We start from the raw sequence: 18086 nt of genomic DNA, 5'->3' as shown, positions 1-18086 counted from the left end.
TTTTATTGAACAAAATTGCCACGTTGCACCACCGTTGCATCAGCTTTTGGAATCTCATGATTAGCATCAGGAGCGGTAGTTGACAGAATTTTGCAAATTTTCGCAGGTATAGTTGTGCAAGTTGAATGAGCTGTAATAGCCGCCACTTGATAAGCATTTGAAAGTGTTGCCACTACACCCCAGGTAGTACCAGCTTGCTGTTTGGGTGCGTTCATTGCATACGCACCACCAAGACTCATGATAGTTACAATAGCTACCATCGCAATTCTAGCTTTTTGTAAAAAGCTTTTTTTGTTGTTTAACATAACTTGAAAATTTAGTTTAATTTTTTGCTTACTCTTTTCGCAGGTTTTCAGCTTTGCCCTGATTCGTTGCGCATAGAATATTTTCAAATAGCCGGTTGTCCTTTTCCGACTGTAATATTTCTTTTTTGAATAACATGGAATTTCAGTCCAATAATGGCAAGTGCCAGGAATGCAATATTGAACACCAGATGTTCAGGCCAGCCCATACTTTGAAACACCCCTGCGCATCCGCAGGGAACTTTTTTAAAGACATGAAATACAGCAAGGCCGACGTAAATACTGAATACAAACATCAGTGTAACTGAGGAAATGAGACCAAATTTTCTCATTTTCACAACGAGCAGCGCGAAACCTGTAATGAGTTCTACTATTGGCACCCCGATTATTAAGAACGGATCTGCGGCCCTCGGAAACGGCTGCCTGTGGACGGCCCGAATAAAATAACGCATATCCATAAGTTTGCTTGCTGCGGTATAAAGGAATAATAAAGCCATTAAATAAATAATCAGCTCATACAGCCATTGGTATTTTTTCATGGTTTAAGTTATTTGAATTTTTTAATCTGTGATGTAAGGTTGCAATCAGGATATCCGCTGTAGGTCTTTCAGAACGGCTATTGCTCAGGCATTTCATAATCAAATCAATTAACACTCGTTCGTTGGTTAAGCGCGATAACTTTGCCTTTAATTGCTGATGATTGGGTGTAATGAATTCCCAGGTTTTACAGGCGGTCAGAACAAAACAAAGTAGCGCCCCGAGAGAATAGATGTCTTCTTTTTTATCAGGAACTGCATGTTGTACTTGCTCCGGTGCTACATAACCAAAGGTGCCTAACAGAAATGGCGGGTTGGGTTGGCCTGTAATTAACGAATAGCTAAGTTCAAAGTCTATAACACAAATTTTTCCATCATTTAACAATATAAAATTGCTGTCTGTAACATCCCGGTGTACAAAATTTTCTTCATGTATTTCTTTTACTAAAGTTACAGCTTGTAAAAAGTATCCCAGCAATAGCGATTTCTTTTCATCGTTTAACTCAATCCATTTCTTTCCTGCCAAATGCCCCCTTATAACATTACCGAGCGAGTCTCCTTCAGCATAATTGAAAACCAAATAATGATATCCATTGGAACTAAAATGGTCAATGGCATCTGGCGTATAAACCTTACCTTTTAATTCGTCAAGAACTTTTTTTTGCCAAATAAGCCGGTCACTCATATCACGGTCAAAATGGTCGTCTAGTGCTACAGGTTTACCTTGTTTTATCAAACACCAATCGAGCTTTAGATGCCGTAAATTAATTGCCTTATAGATATTACCTTTTGCCGCACTTCTAATCAGTTGTACTGGTAGGTAAGCTTTGCCGATAAGTCCCAGGCGATTTTTCTTTTGTCTATATTGCTTGTTTAGTTCGAAAGGGAAATACTTTAGACTGGGCATAAAGAGAGTAATCTCCTGCGTCGCATTTTGAGTGACTGATTGAATGTAAATAATCTCCCCTACGCGCTGCGCATTAATGATGACAGGACCTTTAAAAACGTTAGTAATTGCTTTAAGATTATTCACTATGTCTTTAGCCTCGTCTATATCATCAGGGAAAATTGTAATGACTTTGCCAGCTTCCTCCTCTCCAAAAGCGCCTGCGTTAAGCCGATATTGGTCATGTTGGCTTTTAATAATTCGGTATGCCGCTTTGGTTTTTTTTAGGATAGGCAAAATCTCCTTCAGCAACTTTGGCGCATCCAACGTACGGGAACTAATCAAGATTGCGTAACCAGCCTTACCTGACGGCTTACCGACCATCAGGGTTTTCTCATCCTCTTTAAACTTGATACCCGAACTTTTTAGAATCGGTGCATAAGCGACAAGCTGGATAGTAAATGCCTTTTCCATTTCCTGAAATATGTTAAGTAGATTACTTCCTAAAGGTAGATTGGCAGGTTTCTAATTGCGGTGATTTAGATCACCGGTTTCTGGGACATGGATTACAAGTTTTTGTAATGAAAATGGTGGTTTCAATCACAAATCTTTACCCATTAGCCTGCTTAAGTTTTCGCGAGTCATATTAAGATAGGATGCGATTAGCCTTACGGATGCGAGACGAAATATTTCTGGGCTTGCTTTACGGAACTGGGCGTACCGTTCTTCAGCGCTCCAGGTCATGAGCCTGCTTTTGAAAAGGTCGAGGTAATACCGTTGCCTGATAAAAACGGTTACTAACTTCCAAGCTTCGGGATATATATCAATTAAATTGCATAATGATTCATAGGACAACGAAATGAGTTTTGATTCGGAAACAACTTCTAGATAATAATCTGTAGTTTCTTTCCAGAACCCCTTGTAAGAGAAGATTACATCGTGGGTTGTATAAAAGGTCAAGGTATGCTCTTTGCCTGTCTGGTCAAAATAATAGCTGCGTGCAAATCCGCTTTCAACGAACCATAAGCGATTTTCTGTTTGCCCTGCCGCATGGATGATCTGGTGAGCTTTAATTTTTTCTTCTTTAAGGTGTCCGATAAGGACATCTTTAAACGCTCCTGATAACTCAGTAACACTGTTTAATAGATTAAATAATGGTTCTGTATTCATAATACGTTGCATTGAGCCATTATAAGGAGCTATTATCGGCTATCCACTTAAACATTAAGACGATTTGCCAAGTATATTTAGGGTTACCGCGATATAATGACGGAAGATTTTATTCATTAATGCAAAATAAAATAACTTTTTAGAGCAAAAACGTGAGTTACTTAAAAATTAATATTTTATTCAAAAATTAAAAAATACTTTATCAACTCACGTTTTTGTAAGTTTTTGGGCTATATATTAGATATTTATATACATCTATTCCTATGCCAACCATAGAATTTGCCACGGCCAGTTTTAAAAGCTTTGAGAGCATTGCCGGCCAAAACGTTTACACCACCGCGATGGATTTTCAGGAATACCTGAACTTTCTTGAAGCAAACGGACACTTAAATTACCGTCTAGAATCTCATTCGCCTGTAGGACCTGAAATGGATCTGAAACTGCCGGGTGATACCCACACCACGCGGTGTATATGCCTGGTATCTAACGATTACCTTGGATTTAGTCAGCATCCGAAAGTAAAAGACGCCGTTATAGAGAGTGTTCAAAAATACGGGACGGGCTCTGGCGCATCCCCAGCTATTGGTGGACATTTTAATTATCACCAGCAACTGGAAAATAAAATCGCCCAATTCTATAAACGGCAGAACGCGATTCTATATACGACCGGTTATACGGCAAACAGTGCAACCCTACAATGTTTGTTACATGAAGATCAGGAAAATCCAAGCAAAAATGATCTGGCCATCCTGGATAAAGATGTTCATGCGAGCGTTTATGAAGGCTGCCTGAGCACTAACAAAAAAAGTTTCATGCATAATAACATGGAACACTTGGAAATCGCACTTAAAAACGCGCAACATAAATACCGGACGCGATTCGTGATCATTGATGGCGTTTATAGCCAGGATGGCGACATTGCCAAACTTGATGAAATCATAGACCTGACACACCGGTATGGTGCCTACCTGGTGGTCGATGATGCCCATGGTATTGGCGTGGTTGGTGATACTGGCCGGGGAGTTATTGAAATGTTCGATGCATTTGATAAAGTTGATATTATCACCGGCACCTTTAGTAAAGCCCTCGGTAATATCGGCGGTTACGTAATCGCAAGCCCTGAAATTATTAACTACCTCAAATTTCAATCGCGGCAGCACCTTTTTTCAACTACGGCAACACCGGCAGTCATGGGGATTATGAAGGCCATAGACTTGATTGATGAAGAACCTGTCTGGAGGCACAAATTATGGGAAAATATCAAATACCTTAAAAGGGGACTGGTTGAATCCGGCTTTGATGTTGGCACAACAGCTTCAGCTGTTATCCCGGTCAAAGTAGGCAACATACATAAAACGTTAGAAGCTGGGCGGCTGCTACTTAAAGCAGGTATATATACCAATCCGATCATGTATCCGGCTGTTGCCGAAAAAAATGCCAGGATAAGGATGAATGTTATGGCAACACATACCAAAGTTCATTTGGATAAGGTGTTAAAAGCATTTCATGAAGTAGACCAGGTATTAAAAATATCAAATAAACACTCCCAATAACTATTTACTAAATCTTTGATATGGTTAAGGCAACTTTAGCAGACCGGGATCTCTGTGTAGAAATATTATGTGGCTCATTTGAGAATAACCAAAGCGTTAATTTTATAGTAAAGCAGGATGATGATAAAATTAAACGGATCAAGGCACTCATGGAATATTCATTTAACATGTGCCTCGAATTTGGTGTGATATTGTTGTCTGATGACCACAAGGCATGTGCATTGTATTTATACCCACACCTGAAAAAAACCACTTTTTATGCGCTTTGGCTGGATGTAAAATTGATTTTTACGGCAATTGGTATCAGTAGAATATGTAAAGCGATAAATCGGGAGGGTCAGATTAAAAACGTCCAGCCAAAGCAACCGATGGCCTATCTTTGGTTCATCGGCGTAGATCCGCATTTTCAATACTCCGGTTTAGGCAGTACCCTTTTGCAGGAAACTATAGAACTTGCTGATATCAAGCACTTGCCTGTTTACCTGGAAACATCTACACTTAAAAATCTTCCCTGGTATGAAAGCTTCGGCTTTTCAATATATCATCAGTTAGACCTCGGTTATACCCTTTACTTTCTCAAACGAAAATCGGATAAAGACTAATCATGCTCGTCTTCGGTACGCAAATCCACATTGTAACCTTTATTTTTATTTTGCTGGAAACGGGCATGTTTATTTTCCAGTTTTTCTATTACCTTTTTCGTCCCCAAGATTTGCAGCGCAAATGGTACCTGATCCTGCTTGGGCTGATGCTTTTTTATAATATTACCGGTGGTCTTTTTCCTGATCCGAAAATTAAGATCCCGCTGGATATTCAGGAAATGGTTGCTTATGGCAGCGGTTTTTTGATGGCTTCCTATTTTCCTTATTATTTTTATAGAGCGTTCGATCTCAAAAAGCTGCGATGGCACGCGCTTTTTGGCGTCCCCTTATTTTTATTTCTCCCCTACGTGATCTTTTTTGTGCTGGACTATGCCATCAATGGGAACCTAAGCCTTGACATCCGTTACGGTATGATCGTACCGTTTATTTATGCATTCGTCCTTTTATGGGTAATGTTTAAAGCTATTCGCGAAAAACATGAAACGGAAAGGAATCACAATCAATATCTGGAAGAAATCGTCATGTATGCCGCGGTCACACCCTGGGCCTCCCTGGCATTTTTCGGTATGGTCGAAAGCAGCCAGTTGGTTGAAGTATTATGCACTAATACCGGTATCATCGGGATTACGGTACTATTTATTTGGAAATCTATTACGGGTGCCCGTGTTGAATATTCCAGATTATTGGAATTAGCCAGGCAAGGTTCAGGTACCGAGGTGTTTGAAGAAATGTGCCGGTATTACAAATTGACTAACCGGGAAATTGAAATAGTACTGTTAGTTAAACAGGGCCTAACCTACAAGGAAATTTCAGATCGATTATTTATTGCCGGCAAAACAGTCGAGAACCACATTCAACACATTTACGAGAAAACCAGCGTGCGAAACAAGGTATCGTTAATTAAAAAATTATTCCCAACATAAACTAAAAAACGGCATGTAGTGGTTTTCCCCTATAATGAGAAATGAGTATAAAGGCTCATTGTCAGTGGGATATTACCTCGTGAAATTTGCTTCACAATTAATCTATCAAAAGCAAATTATCGTCTATGACCAACGAATTGATACAACTGTTTGACCTTTGGGAAAACGTCAAATATTCCAGTGAGCAAATTATGGAAAAAAGCAATTACATAGAAGCGTGGGACCAACTTTGTTGGCGAATACAGTTTGAGTTGAATTTTGAAAAAGATAACAAAGCCTCCATCCTGAATGCTGTCGTTGTATTAAGCGACCGGATTTATGAACGTTATAAAAGGAACAGGAGGCAGACTTTTTTACGCGTTTTACTGGACAAATTGAGTGCGCTATTAGCTGATCATGTAAGACCTGAAAAGTACCGCCGAACCGTTTTGAAAATAGCCCTGATCGAATCAGCAGGTGCTGTCGCCCTCGAATTAGACAAGCTGGAGGTGGCATCGGAACTATCAAGTAGGCTTAAATCCGCATTAAAAGACATATCCGGTAATTTCGGGCCGTCGTTGATCAGTATGAAATATCTCGATTCATTAGCCAATTGGCTAAGAAGTCATACACCGAAAACGACTGAAGACCTGGTTGATCACCTGATCGCAACAGATTTCAATCACCCTGCTTTCTTAGACTATTTGTTCAACATGTATGAATTGCAAAATATAGAGGCTATGGAAGATGGGCATTTGCATCCGCTCAAAAAACGTTTAAAAGCGAAACAACTCAGATTGGAGATCATTATTTTAAGACCCGTGGAACCACTTATTAAAGGCAGTGAATCCGTAGCGAGTAAGCTCCAGGCGTTGCTCACGACAGAAATCCGATGGATAGATGCACAATTAAATCATTTACGCTGCTTGAATCTAAAACAGCTCAAATTGAGTGAGCAACAGGTTAGTAACGGATCTAAACCTGTACTCAATAAAAGATTAACCAAGTGGCCTTCGGAAAAATCAGATCTTGTTGAACTCGCTTATGGACTTTATGTTTATATGCGCTCACGGGGAAGCCTCATCACGATAGCTGCGCTGGTTAAATGGTTTGAGGACGCGTTCGGCGTTGACCTGGCCAGATATTCACACCGGTTTGCAGAGATCAAAATGCGTAAGTCCACCCGCCCATCTAAATTTTTAGATGCCATGGTCAATGAGTTTTTGGTTTATGTGGAAGAAGGTAATGCTTTTGAACCTCCTATAAATTTGAAAAAATAATATTGTGGTAGTTCAAGTTTGGAGAAATACCCAATACAAAGCCGGGAGGGTTAATTAAAAAATGGCATGATATGAAAACATTTATTTATCTGATTATAACCGCGTTCATTTCGGTAGGCGCGTTTATGGCGGCCTTTAACCAAAAGGCATCAACTATGCCTTATTTGATCGCCTTTGGTATCTGGATTTTGTTTTTCTGGCGCTGGTACAAAAGATCAAGAAAAAGCTGAAGATAGCTCATGGGCATATAAACCCTATATCCTTTGCGCGAATAATAGCCTACAAGAAAAGATAGGAGTTATTAAATAAAGCTGCTATTTCTCAGGCTTTTCGATTAGCGTATTCAATATATGCTTTTAATTTCTGCAACCGCTGAACCTGTTTGGGGCTGGTATGGCTGTTATTCAGGTTTTCCTCAATTTCCGCAAGGCAAAGGGGTTCCTGAGCCGCGGCGACTTCGCCACTGGAGGCAAAGGCATATAATGCGGTCCACTGGCCGCTATGCCAGTCGGCAGCAATAATTTTAGCTGTATTTAATTTTATCGTTTTCATGATGTCATTTTTTTTTACGTTAATAACTATGATTCGAGCGTACCATTTCGTTATGGTGTTCCTCAAGTACTTGATGAGTCATGCCGGGTTTGTTGGCCAATGCCACGAAATCTTTTACCACGCCCTCGCGTATCTGCCACGGGAAACTGTAAACAACTGCTTCCTGCTGTAAATTAACCAGGAGCGGCACGGGCAGGCGCAAGCTATGCGCATGTTGCAGGATGGCGATACGGTTACAAGTGTTGTTATACGCTTTATCATTCAGTTGCCCGTATCTTAGCAGGTGCGCCAGTTTTTCCAACTGGCAACGGCGGAGGTCGGTAATGGGCTTATGCTTCTTTCGCTTATCGGCTTTTCTCTTGATGTGCAGGTCTGCGCAAAGCATATCGGTAGTGTAATCAGGATATTTTATAAGTATCTCTTCCAAAGCGAACAGCTTGTTTTTTGCATATACCCGCCTTACAAAATTGCGGCGGGCACGCTGCTGTTGTAATTCGACTTTGCGTCTGATGCTTTGTTCGGTTAGTTCATTTTGATGATCTTCTTGCTTGCCGAAGTTTTGGTAAAGCTGGCGCAGGGCGATCAGTACCGCAGGCCGTTGCTGCGTTTTTAATTCGTCGTCAAGCAACTTACCGACCTCTGCGGCATTCAGGGCATTCCCGCTGTCAATCAGTTCCCGTAAATAAACCGTTTCCCCATCCGCCTGTAATTCGGGCGGGTCGGGCGGGAGTTCCCCCAAGTTCGCTTTCAGCGGGATTTTTGAGCGAAAGGATTTTAACCGCTTTAAGAAGTCAGTTCCTGCCCCCTCATTTTCCAAATCCAAATCTTCGGCTTCCTTTTCCTCGGCATAGATGAGCCTCTCCCAATCTTCGTACTGGTGATAACATAACCGCCAGTCGAAATGATGGTATTCAATTTCCCCTTTTGTCATCGGTCTGCTCAGGAAAGGGAATGCTGTGTGCAGTCCCATCGGCCTGCGGTTGCGGTCACGCCACAGGTCAGCATCCATAAAAACGTAGATGCGTGGCGGGTATTTGGTCTGCGGTTTGAAATAATAGTCTACCCGCCCCGAACCCTTGCGGGGCAGGGCATTTTGCCGTTCGTATTCTTCACGTTCCCTTTGGGACATTACATATCCCTCCTTTATCTTTACCATAGCGGTTAGGTTTTACTTTCGGTTAGATAGGCGGTCACGGTACATTTCCCGTCTTTCAGCTGCTTTTCTGCTTCGGCGGTCGGAGCCCCATAGAAACCATGTCCACATCAGAAATGCGAATGCTATCCCGTAGATATAATGCTGGCTGTTCAACGAAGCGAAGTAGGCACCCGTTGAAATCAAACAAGTGCAGATTAAATAAATGAAGGTTCTCATGATTGTTCAGTTTTAAGTTTCAATAGTTTTTGGTAAACATCCTCCCAATAGGCATAGCGGTCTAAGTCGCTTTCGGTGGGTATCGTCACACGGTAATGGCGGTAATCATCCGCCTGTAGCAAGGCAAGGTCGAGATTTTCCACTTTGATGATCTTGCCGTCTAAATCTATGATCTTCATATCAGGCTGCTTTTAGCGATTTGGTGTTTGAACTTTTCCGTTTCGGCAATTCAATAGTGTTATCGGCATTCGGCGTCACTTTGATCGGTGTCGCCCTGAAGTCTTTGAGGTTCAGGAAAAAGCCCCTGTTGAATAACATGCCCTCTCTGAATAACTGCCATAGCAGGGATGCCCCTAAATTTGCCAATGCGGAATTAATGAATAAATCCTGATGGGTAAGGGCTTCCGCTAAGGAACAGCTTGGCGTGTTATCGCCCTTTTCGGCACTTTCCAGTAACTCCTTAAACTCATGGGTGACTAAGGGCAACCTGCTTACCACCTCAAATTTTTTGGATGCGGGTTGCTGTATCTCGGCAATGGTAGAAAGAACGACCTGCCCTGTGTCCCTGCTGTTGCCGAAGTCCATCCAATAGAGTGGATGGTGATAGGCATGTTTCCTGCTCGCATATATTTTAGATAATAGGTCGGCAATTTCAAACCTTGCAGACACGGTATCTACGCAGGATATGGTTAGTTCCGCCATACCCAAGTCGGGTTCTTCTTTAAGGATTTTCGTGTTGTATTTTTCGGGTATGGCTTTCCAGTTTGTGCCGAAAAACAGGTTGATGCGGTTTACCAGTGCAACGGCTTTGTGCAGGCCGAGTTCTGCCGTTGAAAAAAGTTGCCTCCCTAAATTGGCTTCTTCCACTTTATCATCGTCGAACACCCGCACCATCAGTCCGGGATGGTTCAGGGCGATGAGCGCATGGTTAATTCTTGCGAGTGCAGTCAGAAACTGGCTTCCTGTCCCGCCTGCACCGATCAGGTTAACAATCAGTGGGTTATAAGGGTTCAGCAGGGACTTTTCTACGATATGTACTGCGGATTTTACCGCTTTCAGTTTTTGAGTTTTCATACGAACAGGTTTTTAAGGGTGTAGCGGGTGGGTTTCAAAAGCTGGCAGGGAAACACACGGTCGGTGGCGACCTGCTGCTGCCATAACTGCACAATGTTCTCGGTTACGGGGTTGAACTCCCCCATGAGGTGGCTGAAATAGCTGTTCCAAAAATATTTTTCCCATAGTGCCGTAAATTCTTCCAGTCGGGTTTCCTGTCCGATATTGATGCGCACCGTACCCATGCAAACCTTACCATCGGTGGCAACATTGAAAAATGGCGCATGATGAAGGACGGTATTAGCTACGGGTTTGCGATGCCCTTTCAGGGCGTACACGCATAATTCCTCCCTGCCTGCTTTCCACACCATTGCGGGAACTTTGCCCTTTCCCGATTTGATGCCTAAAGCATTCGCAAAATACAAGGGCACTTCCTGTGGCGGGGTGTACCAAACGGCGTAGCCTGCCTGTTCGGGATTGACATACAACACCTTGTTCGGCATCACTCCCCTGCACCTCAAAAAATTAGTCTTAAACTCCTGTGCAGATTGAAAAATGGCGCTCAGGCCTAACATTTCCTTAACGGTCAATGGGTGGGCGTTTATCGGGTTGCCAAGTTTACCAATGTCGTAACTCTCGACATAAACACTGGTCGTATCTTCTTCGGTATGTTTGGTATAGATCAGCAGTGTTTTTACAGGCTGATAGAGGTGGCTGAAATTATCGGTTAGGTTCTTCATTGTCGAGTTCATTTAGGATGCCTGTCAATTCGTTCAACAGGGAAAAAAGTCGGGTTTCAAAATCAAAGTCATGGCGGGGTTTATCCTGCGGAGTGTCAAACCATTGTACGGCAATCGGTTCTTCCTGATAGCCTGCTTCCTGAAACTCGTTGTTCACCATTTCATAAAGCATATTTTCAAGGCTGTCCCTGCCACTCCAGTAAAAGGAAATATAGTTCTCCCAATAGATATCGTAGTCATCTTCCCCTCTTTCATGTATTTCATAGTGCATACTATCCTTTATAGCACGGGTCGGGTAATCCTTAACCAGTTTAAAAAATTCATATACCACCTCCCGCAGGTCTTTGCCGTACTTATCGGATGCTGAAAACCCGTTAAGCTGTTTTTCCCATGATGCTAAATCAAGGGGCTTTTTAATGTCAGGCAATAACAGGTCACCTGCCTGTTTCATAAGTTCAAATTCGGCAAACTGGCGTTTTCTAAAAATTTCTTCCTCCTCATCTTCGTTGCCGTCATCGTCAATCTCATTGATCCAGTTCTCCAAACTGTCATAAGTGTTGTCCAAATAGCCCGGCTCACGGAAATAAGGCACACCTGCGATTTGATACAGGTAGGCGAAAAGCGTCTGTGTCAATTCAAAACAGGCTTGCCTGCACGGTTCATTTTTCATCCGCCAAAATGGGCGAACGGGAATATAATACAGGCAGTAATTAGTGTTGTAGGTTTTGACGGTCGCCAGTCTGGCGGGGCATCCTTTGTCCTGCAAAAGCATAACCGATGCGCCGTCAAACCGCTGCGCCGACAGTTTTTCCAATACTGCCGAAACGTTCTGCGGGAATGGCAAGGCCGAAACATCGGGGGCTTGCCATTGGTACAATTGGCAGAGGTTTTCCAATGACTGGAAAAACTCCCGTTCGCCCTGCCCGTGATGGGCAAAGGGCAGGCTGAGAAACGGGCGGAACGAATGCGTTAAAAAACCATTACGGTGCGTTCCTTTGGTGCGCTTCTTAGCGGGTTTTGCTGTACTTCCCTTGCATCGGGCAAGCGGTCTAACTTTTGAATAAACGCTCCGAATAGCTGGTGCAGTTTCCATTGTGTGTTCTCCTCTATAATTGTTACTTTTCTTTTAATTTTGTTGGTTTCCATGATGTTGCAGTTTAACCTTTTGTACCCATTGTGCTTTCAAAGCGGTACTGTATGAAATCATCCTTTATTTCAGGCCCGACAATTCGGGCGTTGGTCAGGATGGGGTAGGTACCTGTGTAAAAGTTTAGTACCATATCGGGGTTCATGGTGTCGTTGGGGTCGGTCAAACGGACTTCCTGCCCGTTGTCCTTATGGATAAATATTCTTTCGAGTTGTGTGGTCTGTAACATGATGCGGTATTTTTAAGCCTCATTAAATAATGTTAATGCCTGTGCGTACTGTACTTTTTTGCGTTCCAAATCCGTGCGCCTTTTCTCCAGTTCTTCTTTTTTCTCGGGGTAGTCGGCTACCAATGGCAGGATGTTGAGGGCATCCTCATATTTGCAGGCATCGTTCAGTTCCACCACTTTTCGGATAGCATCGGTATACGCTCGTTTCTTGTCTTCGGCAGATACTTTGGGTTCGCCCACTTCAATTTCGTTCGCTTCCTCATTGGTTTTTGCCTTTACGGGTTGGGGTTTGCTTCCCTGTCCTAATTTTTTCTTTGCAGTATCTACGCTTGCGGTCAAAGCTTTGATATTGCTGTACAGCCCTTTTAGGGCTTCCACCTGCGTTACGGTTGCGTCAAAAAAACCTTCGTCCATATCGGTAACCGTACCCCTGTGAATGAGGGGGGCAATCATTTTCGTGGCGGGTTCGTTGGATTTAAAGGGGGCGTATAAGGCAGATACGGTAAAGTTGCCGTTTTCATCATTTTGGATGCCTATTGTCCAAATGCCGGGGGCGTTCAGGTTGGCGATATTTTCAAAGAAGTTCGTTTTCATAAATTTTCGTGTTAGTGTGATCTCTTATTTTTTCTATTCTCGTACCAATTAAGCAGGGGTGTTTTGTCGGGGTTATGTACCTCAAATTGAAAGTCCCCGTAAATTCTAAGGTCTATCATTCGGATACGTGACAAGCCAACATGATCCGGTATGATCTTTCCCGCTTAAATGGCCTTGTAAACTGCCTGCGGATATACCTTTTTATGCTCGGCGTAGTCCACAATGGTGATGTGAGATTTTAACAGGTGCTTACTCATAATTTTCTTTTGAGGTCTTAATTTCCTGATGCAGTGCTTGGTTCTTTTTCTGTGGATAGCCTGTCTATCCTTGTCGCTATTTTGCCGTCTGAGGTAAACCAATACTTATTTGCGGTCAGGCTCTCGGCAATGGCTCCATCACTTGTTAATTCGTCGTACACCTTGTCAAGTAACCGCAGGTAAGCAATGCTCATAGCTTTGAGATAATCGTCCTCGATGCTGTCAAGGGCGGTGTCCAGTTCTTCCGCATTTTCTAACTCGCCATGCACATCCCTTGTCCAAGTATTAACGGTATGGTCACGGCGTTCCCAAAAAGCCACGGTCACCTGCATGGTTTCAGTTTTTTCACCATGATTAAGGCGTACTTGTGTGGCGGTGTAAATGGCATCATGGATAAATTCGGCATTGCAATAACAAGCCCTGTCAAGGTCGAAACCTGTTATTTTTAATCCCGCCTCTTCCGCATCTGCGTAAAGCCAGTCCCACCAACTGTGGCTCACATTGAAGTCCTGATGGTCGGCCAGTGCTTTTTTCTGCGCCCTCTCGCTGAGTTCGCTGAAATGGTATAAATTCAGTTGTATCGTTTTCATGTGGATGGGGATTACTTTGAAGTATTGATTTCGTTAAGCAACTCGCCCAACGCCTGATGGCTTTCGATATAGGTCTGGTAACGGTCGGTCAGGTCATCGCCTAAACGGAACTTGTCTTTTTTGTAGTCGTAGGTTTCCTCGAAAAAATGAACGGTTTTACTGGTCAGGCTGATGATATAGCGATAGGTAGCATTCGCCCGTTTTTCGTTCATGGCGCAATACGCGGTGAGCATGGCCAGTTCTTTTTCGGCATCGTTCAGGGAAAGCAAGGGCAATAACAGGTTTTCGACAATCCATCCCTGTTCGGGTGCGCTGCTGCTATCGGCAACACAGTCTAAGACCTTGCCGTTAGTAAGTTTGATATGAATATTAGAGCGTGTCATGTTAAGCGTGATTAGGTGTTGATTGAACTGGCACATCTGAAAACCATACCTGATCCATTCGGAATGGCTCGCTTGTTCCCCGGTGGTAATAGTCTGTCGAAACACCGATGTCATTGTGCTTATAAACCACTTTGAGGTTTTGGGAATAAAGGACAACGGTATCATCCTGCTTGGTTGATGCCGTTAACAGGCTTTTTATTTTGGTGAGAATTTTCATGGCGGTAGATGATTAAGATTTGATATTGATTTGGGTAGGGTCGTTGAATACGGACTGGAAGATTTCGCCAACCTGTTTTTGGCTCAGCTTGCTGACGTAGGGTTGCTGGCGGTATAATTCCACGAAGTCGATACTGCCGTCCGAGCGGAAAGCCGAGGCGATAGCCACACCGCCTACGCCCGTATCTACCCACAGGCTTAGCCAAACATTGTCTTTGTAAACGGCACCGATGATTAAGGTATCGTGACCTGTTAACCCGCCGTCCTCCCGGCATTGGTTGATGCGTTCGTCCGCAAGCCATAAACGGGCAAGGCGGTTATACTTGAAACCGACCTGTGCAGCCATTTCTTTTGCAAATAATGCTGGCGACCTTGGCCCTGAAATACTACCCTCTTTTTCTTCAAGCAGGGGCTGAATGCTGTACGTTAGTTCTTTTTCCATTTTGTTACTTTTTTGGTTTTTGCTTTTTTTTCCTTTAACTTTTTTTCAAAGGCGTCTTTGGCAGTCCTTAGCTTTTGGCCTCTGATAGAGGCAAATCACTTGCGCGTGGGGTGAGCGGGTCAAGGCTGCCGCCATACAAAAAATTTTACCCCGTCCAGGGGAAAATATTTTGACGGCATTCACATGGCCTTGCCCGCTGAAGAGGGGTAAATTTGCCTCAAGCAGAGGTCAAAAGCGGAAAACCCTAAATGGGTCCTAAACCTCAAAGGAATCAGCAACAGGAAAAAAGAGGTACCCGGGCAGAAACGTTGGCGGGGCATGCCCTGCCGGTGGTTGCTCCGGCCGAGGCTGCCCCGCCGACGTCTGCCTAAATATTCTCAGCGAAGTCATCCGTTAGCGATCGGAAGCATTATCCTGCCGTCCCCGGCAGATAGAGCGGAGAGCGCGGCCGCAGCTTCCGGCGGAACGGCAATTATTTTAAACAATGTGGAAATAGAGAATTTGACCTGGCGTTAGTCCCGTATTCAGATTGAATATTATGAGGCTCCTGAAAAACTAACTATAAATGAATTGGGAGGTAATGTGCTTATTGACAATGTGCTACAATATTGCTTAACTTTAGGTTATAGTATTCATTAACTTAAACTCAAGGCGATGGGATTACTTAATTTCTTTTAAAAGCTTTCAAGCTTAAACCCGGTTTTAACGGCACACCTGAAATGTTCTTGGCGGTGGTAATGGAGATGCAATCAAGAAATAATAAAGTGTATTCTGTATGCGAAGTGCTGCAGTGGGGAGAAGTAATGCAAAAGGTTATCAAAGTAAACCTATCACCTTACCAAGATTTTGCCGACTTGCTGCAAAACGGCAAGCCTGATTTTTCGATGGTCGATGGTACTTCGATCAATTCGCTTCAGGATATTTCGCCAAAATTTCAAACCCGCGTGCATAACTCCGCACATCTGGCTCGTGGTAAATTTCGTGGATGGTCAATAAATGATCAATGGTCTTTTCGTGCAGCATGTTTATTCACTGCATGGATCGTACCAAACATTAAACAATAAGCCTACCACCTTGTTGGTTAAGAAAAAGTAGAGATATGCCCTGGCACAACGGAGATTACCCACCCTCTTATAAAAATCAACCTAAAAAGATTAGGGACAAAGCGACTGAGATCGCCAACGAAGTATTGAAGACCACTGGTAACGAAGGCGAAGCCATTGCCACCGGGCTGAAACAGGCGCGGGCGCATTTTGCAAATCTCGAAAAAGAAAAAGCGAAAGATGAGTAGCGATAACCTGAAACTTTTTTTAGATGCCCAGCAAAGGGACTATGCTACCGCTTTATCGGAAATTAAGGCCGGGCGTGAACGCAGCCACTGGATATGGTATATTTTTCCGCAAATTGGCGGTTTGGGTTTTAGTGAGATGTCTAAGCGGTATGCGATCAGTGATTTGCCGGGAGCGGTCGCTTATTTGGAACACCCGGTTTTGGGTAAGCGCCTGAAAGAGATTGCCGGTGCCTTGCTGGAACTTAAATCGAATAATGCTAATCAGGTTATGGGCAGTCCCGATGATTTAAAGCTGCGATCATCGATGACGCTTTTTGCCCAGGTTCCCGGCTCAGATCCGGTTTTTGCAGCTGTCATTGGTAAATATTTTCAGGGAGAAACGGATAAGGCTACCTTGCAACAGTTATAAGGGTAATACTCTCAAACTATGACGATCAGCAACCAGATGGTGCATGGGACATACAAGTTTGCCCTCCGTTTCCAGCATCTCCACTCCGAAGTGCGGGCAGCGACGACCTTTACATATTTTGCCAACGTAGCTTTCATACCAGTGCTGATAAAGCGCTGCATTTTCGCCGGATTCCGGAAGTTGTAACCCGGTAGATGTACCAGTACATTTGACCGGTCTTTTAAAAATTCTGATCAATTCATAGAGCCCGCATTCTTTGACGATTACGGCCGAAGTTCGGCCATCTGCTACGCGTAATTGATGGTGCATACGTGGTTCCATTTCAAAACGGCCATCAATATGGTAATGTTCATCAGGGAATCCGAACTGGGGATCGGCATGATAATGATCAATGACCGGTATAACGTAGATGCGTCCGTCATCCCAGCGCAGTTCCGCACAGGCCACCTCGTAAACTTTTCCGATGATGAAATCCATTCCCTAAGTTAGTTAAACCTTTTTGTCAGTTGGCTTGATTTCATTTATCCCTTGGCGATAGTCTAAGTGTGGAAAGTCCGATCTTATCGCGTATTTAAATGAACACAAAACCGGTCATCGTGAACACTCTTGCTTCTCTTCTTGCACCTGACTTACTACATAATGATACGACCTTGAAGTATCTGATATCGATTGTGGTATCGTTGACCGTATTTATGCTATGCTTGCTTGGGAACTGGTTGAGGGGGAATTCTGAGGGTCGCCGGGAAACACGACACCTTAAAGCGGTATATGACCTGTTACCGCACCTGAAGCGCTGGCTTGTATTCCAACATTTCTTTGGGCAGGCCCTTGCTTTGACCTGCCTGAGAAAAAAAACATAATTGCTTCATCACTTTCCTTCAGGCTTTTTAATAATTCTTCCATTTCTTTTTCATGACCCGTGATCGTGCAGGCCACTTCTTCCGCTTCGTAAACACGCAGTTGTTCTCCATCGTAGATCCATTGATCGGCATCGTTCATCAGAATGCGGCCCATTTCTTTTTCATTAATGGGATCATAGAGCAAATAACCTCCTCCTTTATTTGGCAGGATATACAGCCATTTCCCGGTGCTGATTCTCACCGTTTTGGGCAAATCGTGGAACAACTTATTTTTCATCAAACAAATGTGAATAAAAAATTGTAAAAAAGATAAAGTTATGCTAAAAATATTAGCATAACTTTATAGTCCCAAATTTGATGAGTATGGTGCCGTTTTTTCTTGAACTCGAATTAGACAATAAGCCGCTCATCATCGCGGTAGAGCAGCTGCAAAACTTTGCGGACGTTGACGGGTATTGTCGTTATGATATCACCGCTGCTGAGCGAAGGGCCGTTGTGTATGTCAACTTGGAATATGAAGATCTGCAACTACCGGTAAGCCCGCAGGATTTGGAAACTTATTACGAGGCCATTCATTATCCCGAACAGGCGCAGGCCTTTATCACTGACGACGATGAGCTCTTCAGCACTAAAGAATTTAATGTAATCGCTGCGGCGATTCGCCAGTATAACCGGGAGGCCGGCATGAGCTTCCCGGAATTCAATTTTGATCTTTAAAAT

At 43.4% G+C, this 18086-nt stretch carries 28 protein-coding genes; 10 read left to right on the top strand and 18 right to left on the bottom strand.

Translation table 11 applies throughout. The features are described from left to right. Nucleotides 1-2 precede the first annotated feature (2 nt). From RG47T_RS20435 to RG47T_RS20420, 4 genes are all read right to left on the bottom strand, one after another. Nucleotides 3-392 carry a hypothetical protein gene (locus RG47T_RS20435; protein ID WP_074491282.1) on the bottom strand — a complete coding sequence of 130 codons (390 nt, stop codon included), beginning with the start codon at nt 390-392 and terminating at the stop codon, nt 3-5. Then, complete coding sequence (locus RG47T_RS20430) at nt 389-841, bottom strand: MauE/DoxX family redox-associated membrane protein (RefSeq protein ID WP_074491281.1); 453 nt, start codon at nt 839-841, stop codon at nt 389-391. Before RG47T_RS20430 ends, RG47T_RS20435 begins: the two co-directional genes overlap by 4 nt. Continuing rightward, on the bottom strand, nt 816-2198 hold the full coding sequence (locus RG47T_RS20425) for a serine/threonine protein kinase (protein WP_074491280.1): 1383 nt from the start codon (nt 2196-2198) through the stop codon (nt 816-818). The genes RG47T_RS20430 and RG47T_RS20425 overlap by 26 nt, the downstream gene beginning before the upstream one ends. Nucleotides 2199-2324: 126 nt before the next feature. Next, on the bottom strand, nt 2325-2894 hold the full coding sequence (locus RG47T_RS20420) for a Crp/Fnr family transcriptional regulator (RefSeq protein WP_171972573.1): 570 nt from the start codon (nt 2892-2894) through the stop codon (nt 2325-2327). Between the two features lie 263 nt (nt 2895-3157). On the opposite strand from RG47T_RS20420, the gene RG47T_RS20415 reads away from it, so the two are divergent. The 5 genes from RG47T_RS20415 (at nt 3158) to RG47T_RS26185 (ending at nt 7461) form a co-directional block, all read left to right on the top strand. Further along, nucleotides 3158-4447 carry an aminotransferase class I/II-fold pyridoxal phosphate-dependent enzyme gene (locus RG47T_RS20415; RefSeq protein WP_074491278.1) on the top strand — a complete coding sequence of 430 codons (1290 nt, stop codon included), beginning with the start codon at nt 3158-3160 and terminating at the stop codon, nt 4445-4447. A 20-nt stretch (nt 4448-4467) separates the two neighbouring features. After that, nucleotides 4468-5049 (top strand): GNAT family N-acetyltransferase, encoded by a 582-nt coding sequence (locus RG47T_RS20410; RefSeq protein ID WP_074491277.1) that lies wholly within the window; start codon nt 4468-4470, stop codon nt 5047-5049. A gap of 2 nt (nt 5050-5051) precedes the next feature. Next, a complete protein-coding gene (locus RG47T_RS20405; protein ID WP_074491276.1) occupies nt 5052-5972 on the top strand; it encodes a response regulator transcription factor in 921 nt (306 codons plus the stop codon). A gap of 125 nt (nt 5973-6097) precedes the next feature. Next, a complete protein-coding gene (locus RG47T_RS20400) occupies nt 6098-7231 on the top strand; it encodes an RteC domain-containing protein (RefSeq protein ID WP_074491275.1) in 1134 nt (377 codons plus the stop codon). A 71-nt stretch (nt 7232-7302) separates the two neighbouring features. Next, on the top strand, nt 7303-7461 hold the full coding sequence (locus RG47T_RS26185; RefSeq protein WP_171972572.1) for a hypothetical protein: 159 nt from the start codon (nt 7303-7305) through the stop codon (nt 7459-7461). A 91-nt stretch (nt 7462-7552) separates the two neighbouring features. Here the strand turns inward: RG47T_RS26185 and RG47T_RS20395 are convergent, their stop codons facing one another. The 12 genes from RG47T_RS20395 to RG47T_RS20340 all read right to left on the bottom strand — a co-directional run bounded on the left by RG47T_RS20395 (nt 7553) and on the right by RG47T_RS20340 (nt 14710). Then, nucleotides 7553-7783 (bottom strand): hypothetical protein, encoded by a 231-nt coding sequence (locus RG47T_RS20395; RefSeq protein ID WP_074491274.1) that lies wholly within the window; start codon nt 7781-7783, stop codon nt 7553-7555. Nucleotides 7784-7802: 19 nt separating this feature from the next. After that, the gene (locus tag RG47T_RS20390; RefSeq protein ID WP_074491273.1) at nt 7803-8939 is read right to left on the bottom strand and encodes a hypothetical protein; all 1137 of its coding nucleotides are present in this window, start codon (nt 8937-8939) and stop codon (nt 7803-7805) included. A gap of 212 nt (nt 8940-9151) precedes the next feature. After that, nucleotides 9152-9334, bottom strand: a complete 183-nt coding sequence (locus RG47T_RS20385; RefSeq protein ID WP_074491272.1) for a hypothetical protein — start codon at nt 9332-9334, stop codon at nt 9152-9154. 1 nt (nt 9335) lies between these two features. After that, entirely contained in the window at nt 9336-10229 is an 894-nt protein-coding gene (locus tag RG47T_RS20380) for a PRTRC system ThiF family protein (RefSeq protein ID WP_074491271.1), read from the bottom strand. Continuing rightward, nucleotides 10226-10948 (bottom strand): hypothetical protein, encoded by a 723-nt coding sequence (locus tag RG47T_RS20375; RefSeq protein ID WP_074491270.1) that lies wholly within the window; start codon nt 10946-10948, stop codon nt 10226-10228. Before RG47T_RS20375 ends, RG47T_RS20380 begins: the two co-directional genes overlap by 4 nt. After that, nucleotides 10929-12041, bottom strand: a complete 1113-nt coding sequence (locus tag RG47T_RS20370; protein ID WP_074491269.1) for a hypothetical protein — start codon at nt 12039-12041, stop codon at nt 10929-10931. The genes RG47T_RS20375 and RG47T_RS20370 overlap by 20 nt, the downstream gene beginning before the upstream one ends. Before the next feature lie 64 nt (nt 12042-12105). Continuing rightward, nucleotides 12106-12324 (bottom strand): PRTRC system protein C, encoded by a 219-nt coding sequence (locus tag RG47T_RS20365; RefSeq protein ID WP_074491268.1) that lies wholly within the window; start codon nt 12322-12324, stop codon nt 12106-12108. A 12-nt stretch (nt 12325-12336) separates the two neighbouring features. Next, on the bottom strand, nt 12337-12918 hold the full coding sequence (locus RG47T_RS20360; protein ID WP_074491267.1) for a hypothetical protein: 582 nt from the start codon (nt 12916-12918) through the stop codon (nt 12337-12339). Nucleotides 12919-13192: 274 nt separating this feature from the next. After that, a complete protein-coding gene (locus RG47T_RS20355; RefSeq protein WP_074491266.1) occupies nt 13193-13765 on the bottom strand; it encodes a hypothetical protein in 573 nt (190 codons plus the stop codon). A gap of 11 nt (nt 13766-13776) precedes the next feature. Beyond that, nucleotides 13777-14148 (bottom strand): penicillin-binding protein, encoded by a 372-nt coding sequence (locus tag RG47T_RS20350; protein WP_074491265.1) that lies wholly within the window; start codon nt 14146-14148, stop codon nt 13777-13779. Nucleotide 14149: 1 nt separating this feature from the next. Continuing rightward, nucleotides 14150-14365, bottom strand: coding sequence for a hypothetical protein (locus tag RG47T_RS20345; RefSeq protein ID WP_074491264.1), 216 nt, complete (start codon nt 14363-14365; stop codon nt 14150-14152). Nucleotides 14366-14377: 12 nt separating this feature from the next. Next, on the bottom strand, nt 14378-14710 hold the full coding sequence (locus RG47T_RS20340) for a hypothetical protein (RefSeq protein WP_139235711.1): 333 nt from the start codon (nt 14708-14710) through the stop codon (nt 14378-14380). A gap of 344 nt (nt 14711-15054) precedes the next feature. Between RG47T_RS20340 and RG47T_RS27000 the strand changes: the two genes are divergently transcribed. From RG47T_RS27000 to RG47T_RS20325, 4 genes are all read left to right on the top strand, one after another. After that, entirely contained in the window at nt 15055-15177 is a 123-nt protein-coding gene (locus tag RG47T_RS27000) for a hypothetical protein (protein ID WP_262493261.1), read from the top strand. A 348-nt stretch (nt 15178-15525) separates the two neighbouring features. Beyond that, a complete protein-coding gene (locus tag RG47T_RS20335; RefSeq protein ID WP_074491262.1) occupies nt 15526-15870 on the top strand; it encodes a hypothetical protein in 345 nt (114 codons plus the stop codon). Between the two features lie 35 nt (nt 15871-15905). Beyond that, a complete protein-coding gene (locus RG47T_RS20330; RefSeq protein ID WP_074491261.1) occupies nt 15906-16097 on the top strand; it encodes a DUF2188 domain-containing protein in 192 nt (63 codons plus the stop codon). Continuing rightward, entirely contained in the window at nt 16090-16506 is a 417-nt protein-coding gene (locus tag RG47T_RS20325; protein WP_074491260.1) for a DUF1810 domain-containing protein, read from the top strand. Before RG47T_RS20330 ends, RG47T_RS20325 begins: the two co-directional genes overlap by 8 nt. Here RG47T_RS20325 and RG47T_RS20320 read toward each other — a convergent pair. Beyond that, complete coding sequence (locus RG47T_RS20320) at nt 16501-16983, bottom strand: hypothetical protein (RefSeq protein WP_074491259.1); 483 nt, start codon at nt 16981-16983, stop codon at nt 16501-16503. The two genes, RG47T_RS20325 and RG47T_RS20320, sit on opposite strands and share 6 nt — an antisense overlap. Nucleotides 16984-17262: 279 nt before the next feature. After that, nucleotides 17263-17643 carry a hypothetical protein gene (locus tag RG47T_RS20315; protein ID WP_074491258.1) on the bottom strand — a complete coding sequence of 127 codons (381 nt, stop codon included), beginning with the start codon at nt 17641-17643 and terminating at the stop codon, nt 17263-17265. Nucleotides 17644-17723: 80 nt separating this feature from the next. On the opposite strand from RG47T_RS20315, the gene RG47T_RS20310 reads away from it, so the two are divergent. Next, nucleotides 17724-18083, top strand: coding sequence for a hypothetical protein (locus tag RG47T_RS20310; protein ID WP_074491257.1), 360 nt, complete (start codon nt 17724-17726; stop codon nt 18081-18083). Nucleotides 18084-18086: the final 3 nt, after the last annotated feature.

This window comes from Mucilaginibacter polytrichastri, from assembly GCF_001911425.1.
Taxonomy (GTDB): domain Bacteria; phylum Bacteroidota; class Bacteroidia; order Sphingobacteriales; family Sphingobacteriaceae; genus Mucilaginibacter; species Mucilaginibacter polytrichastri.
The sequence above is the reverse complement of the archived record's forward strand: the minus strand, read 5'-3'. Positions and strand labels throughout refer to the sequence as shown.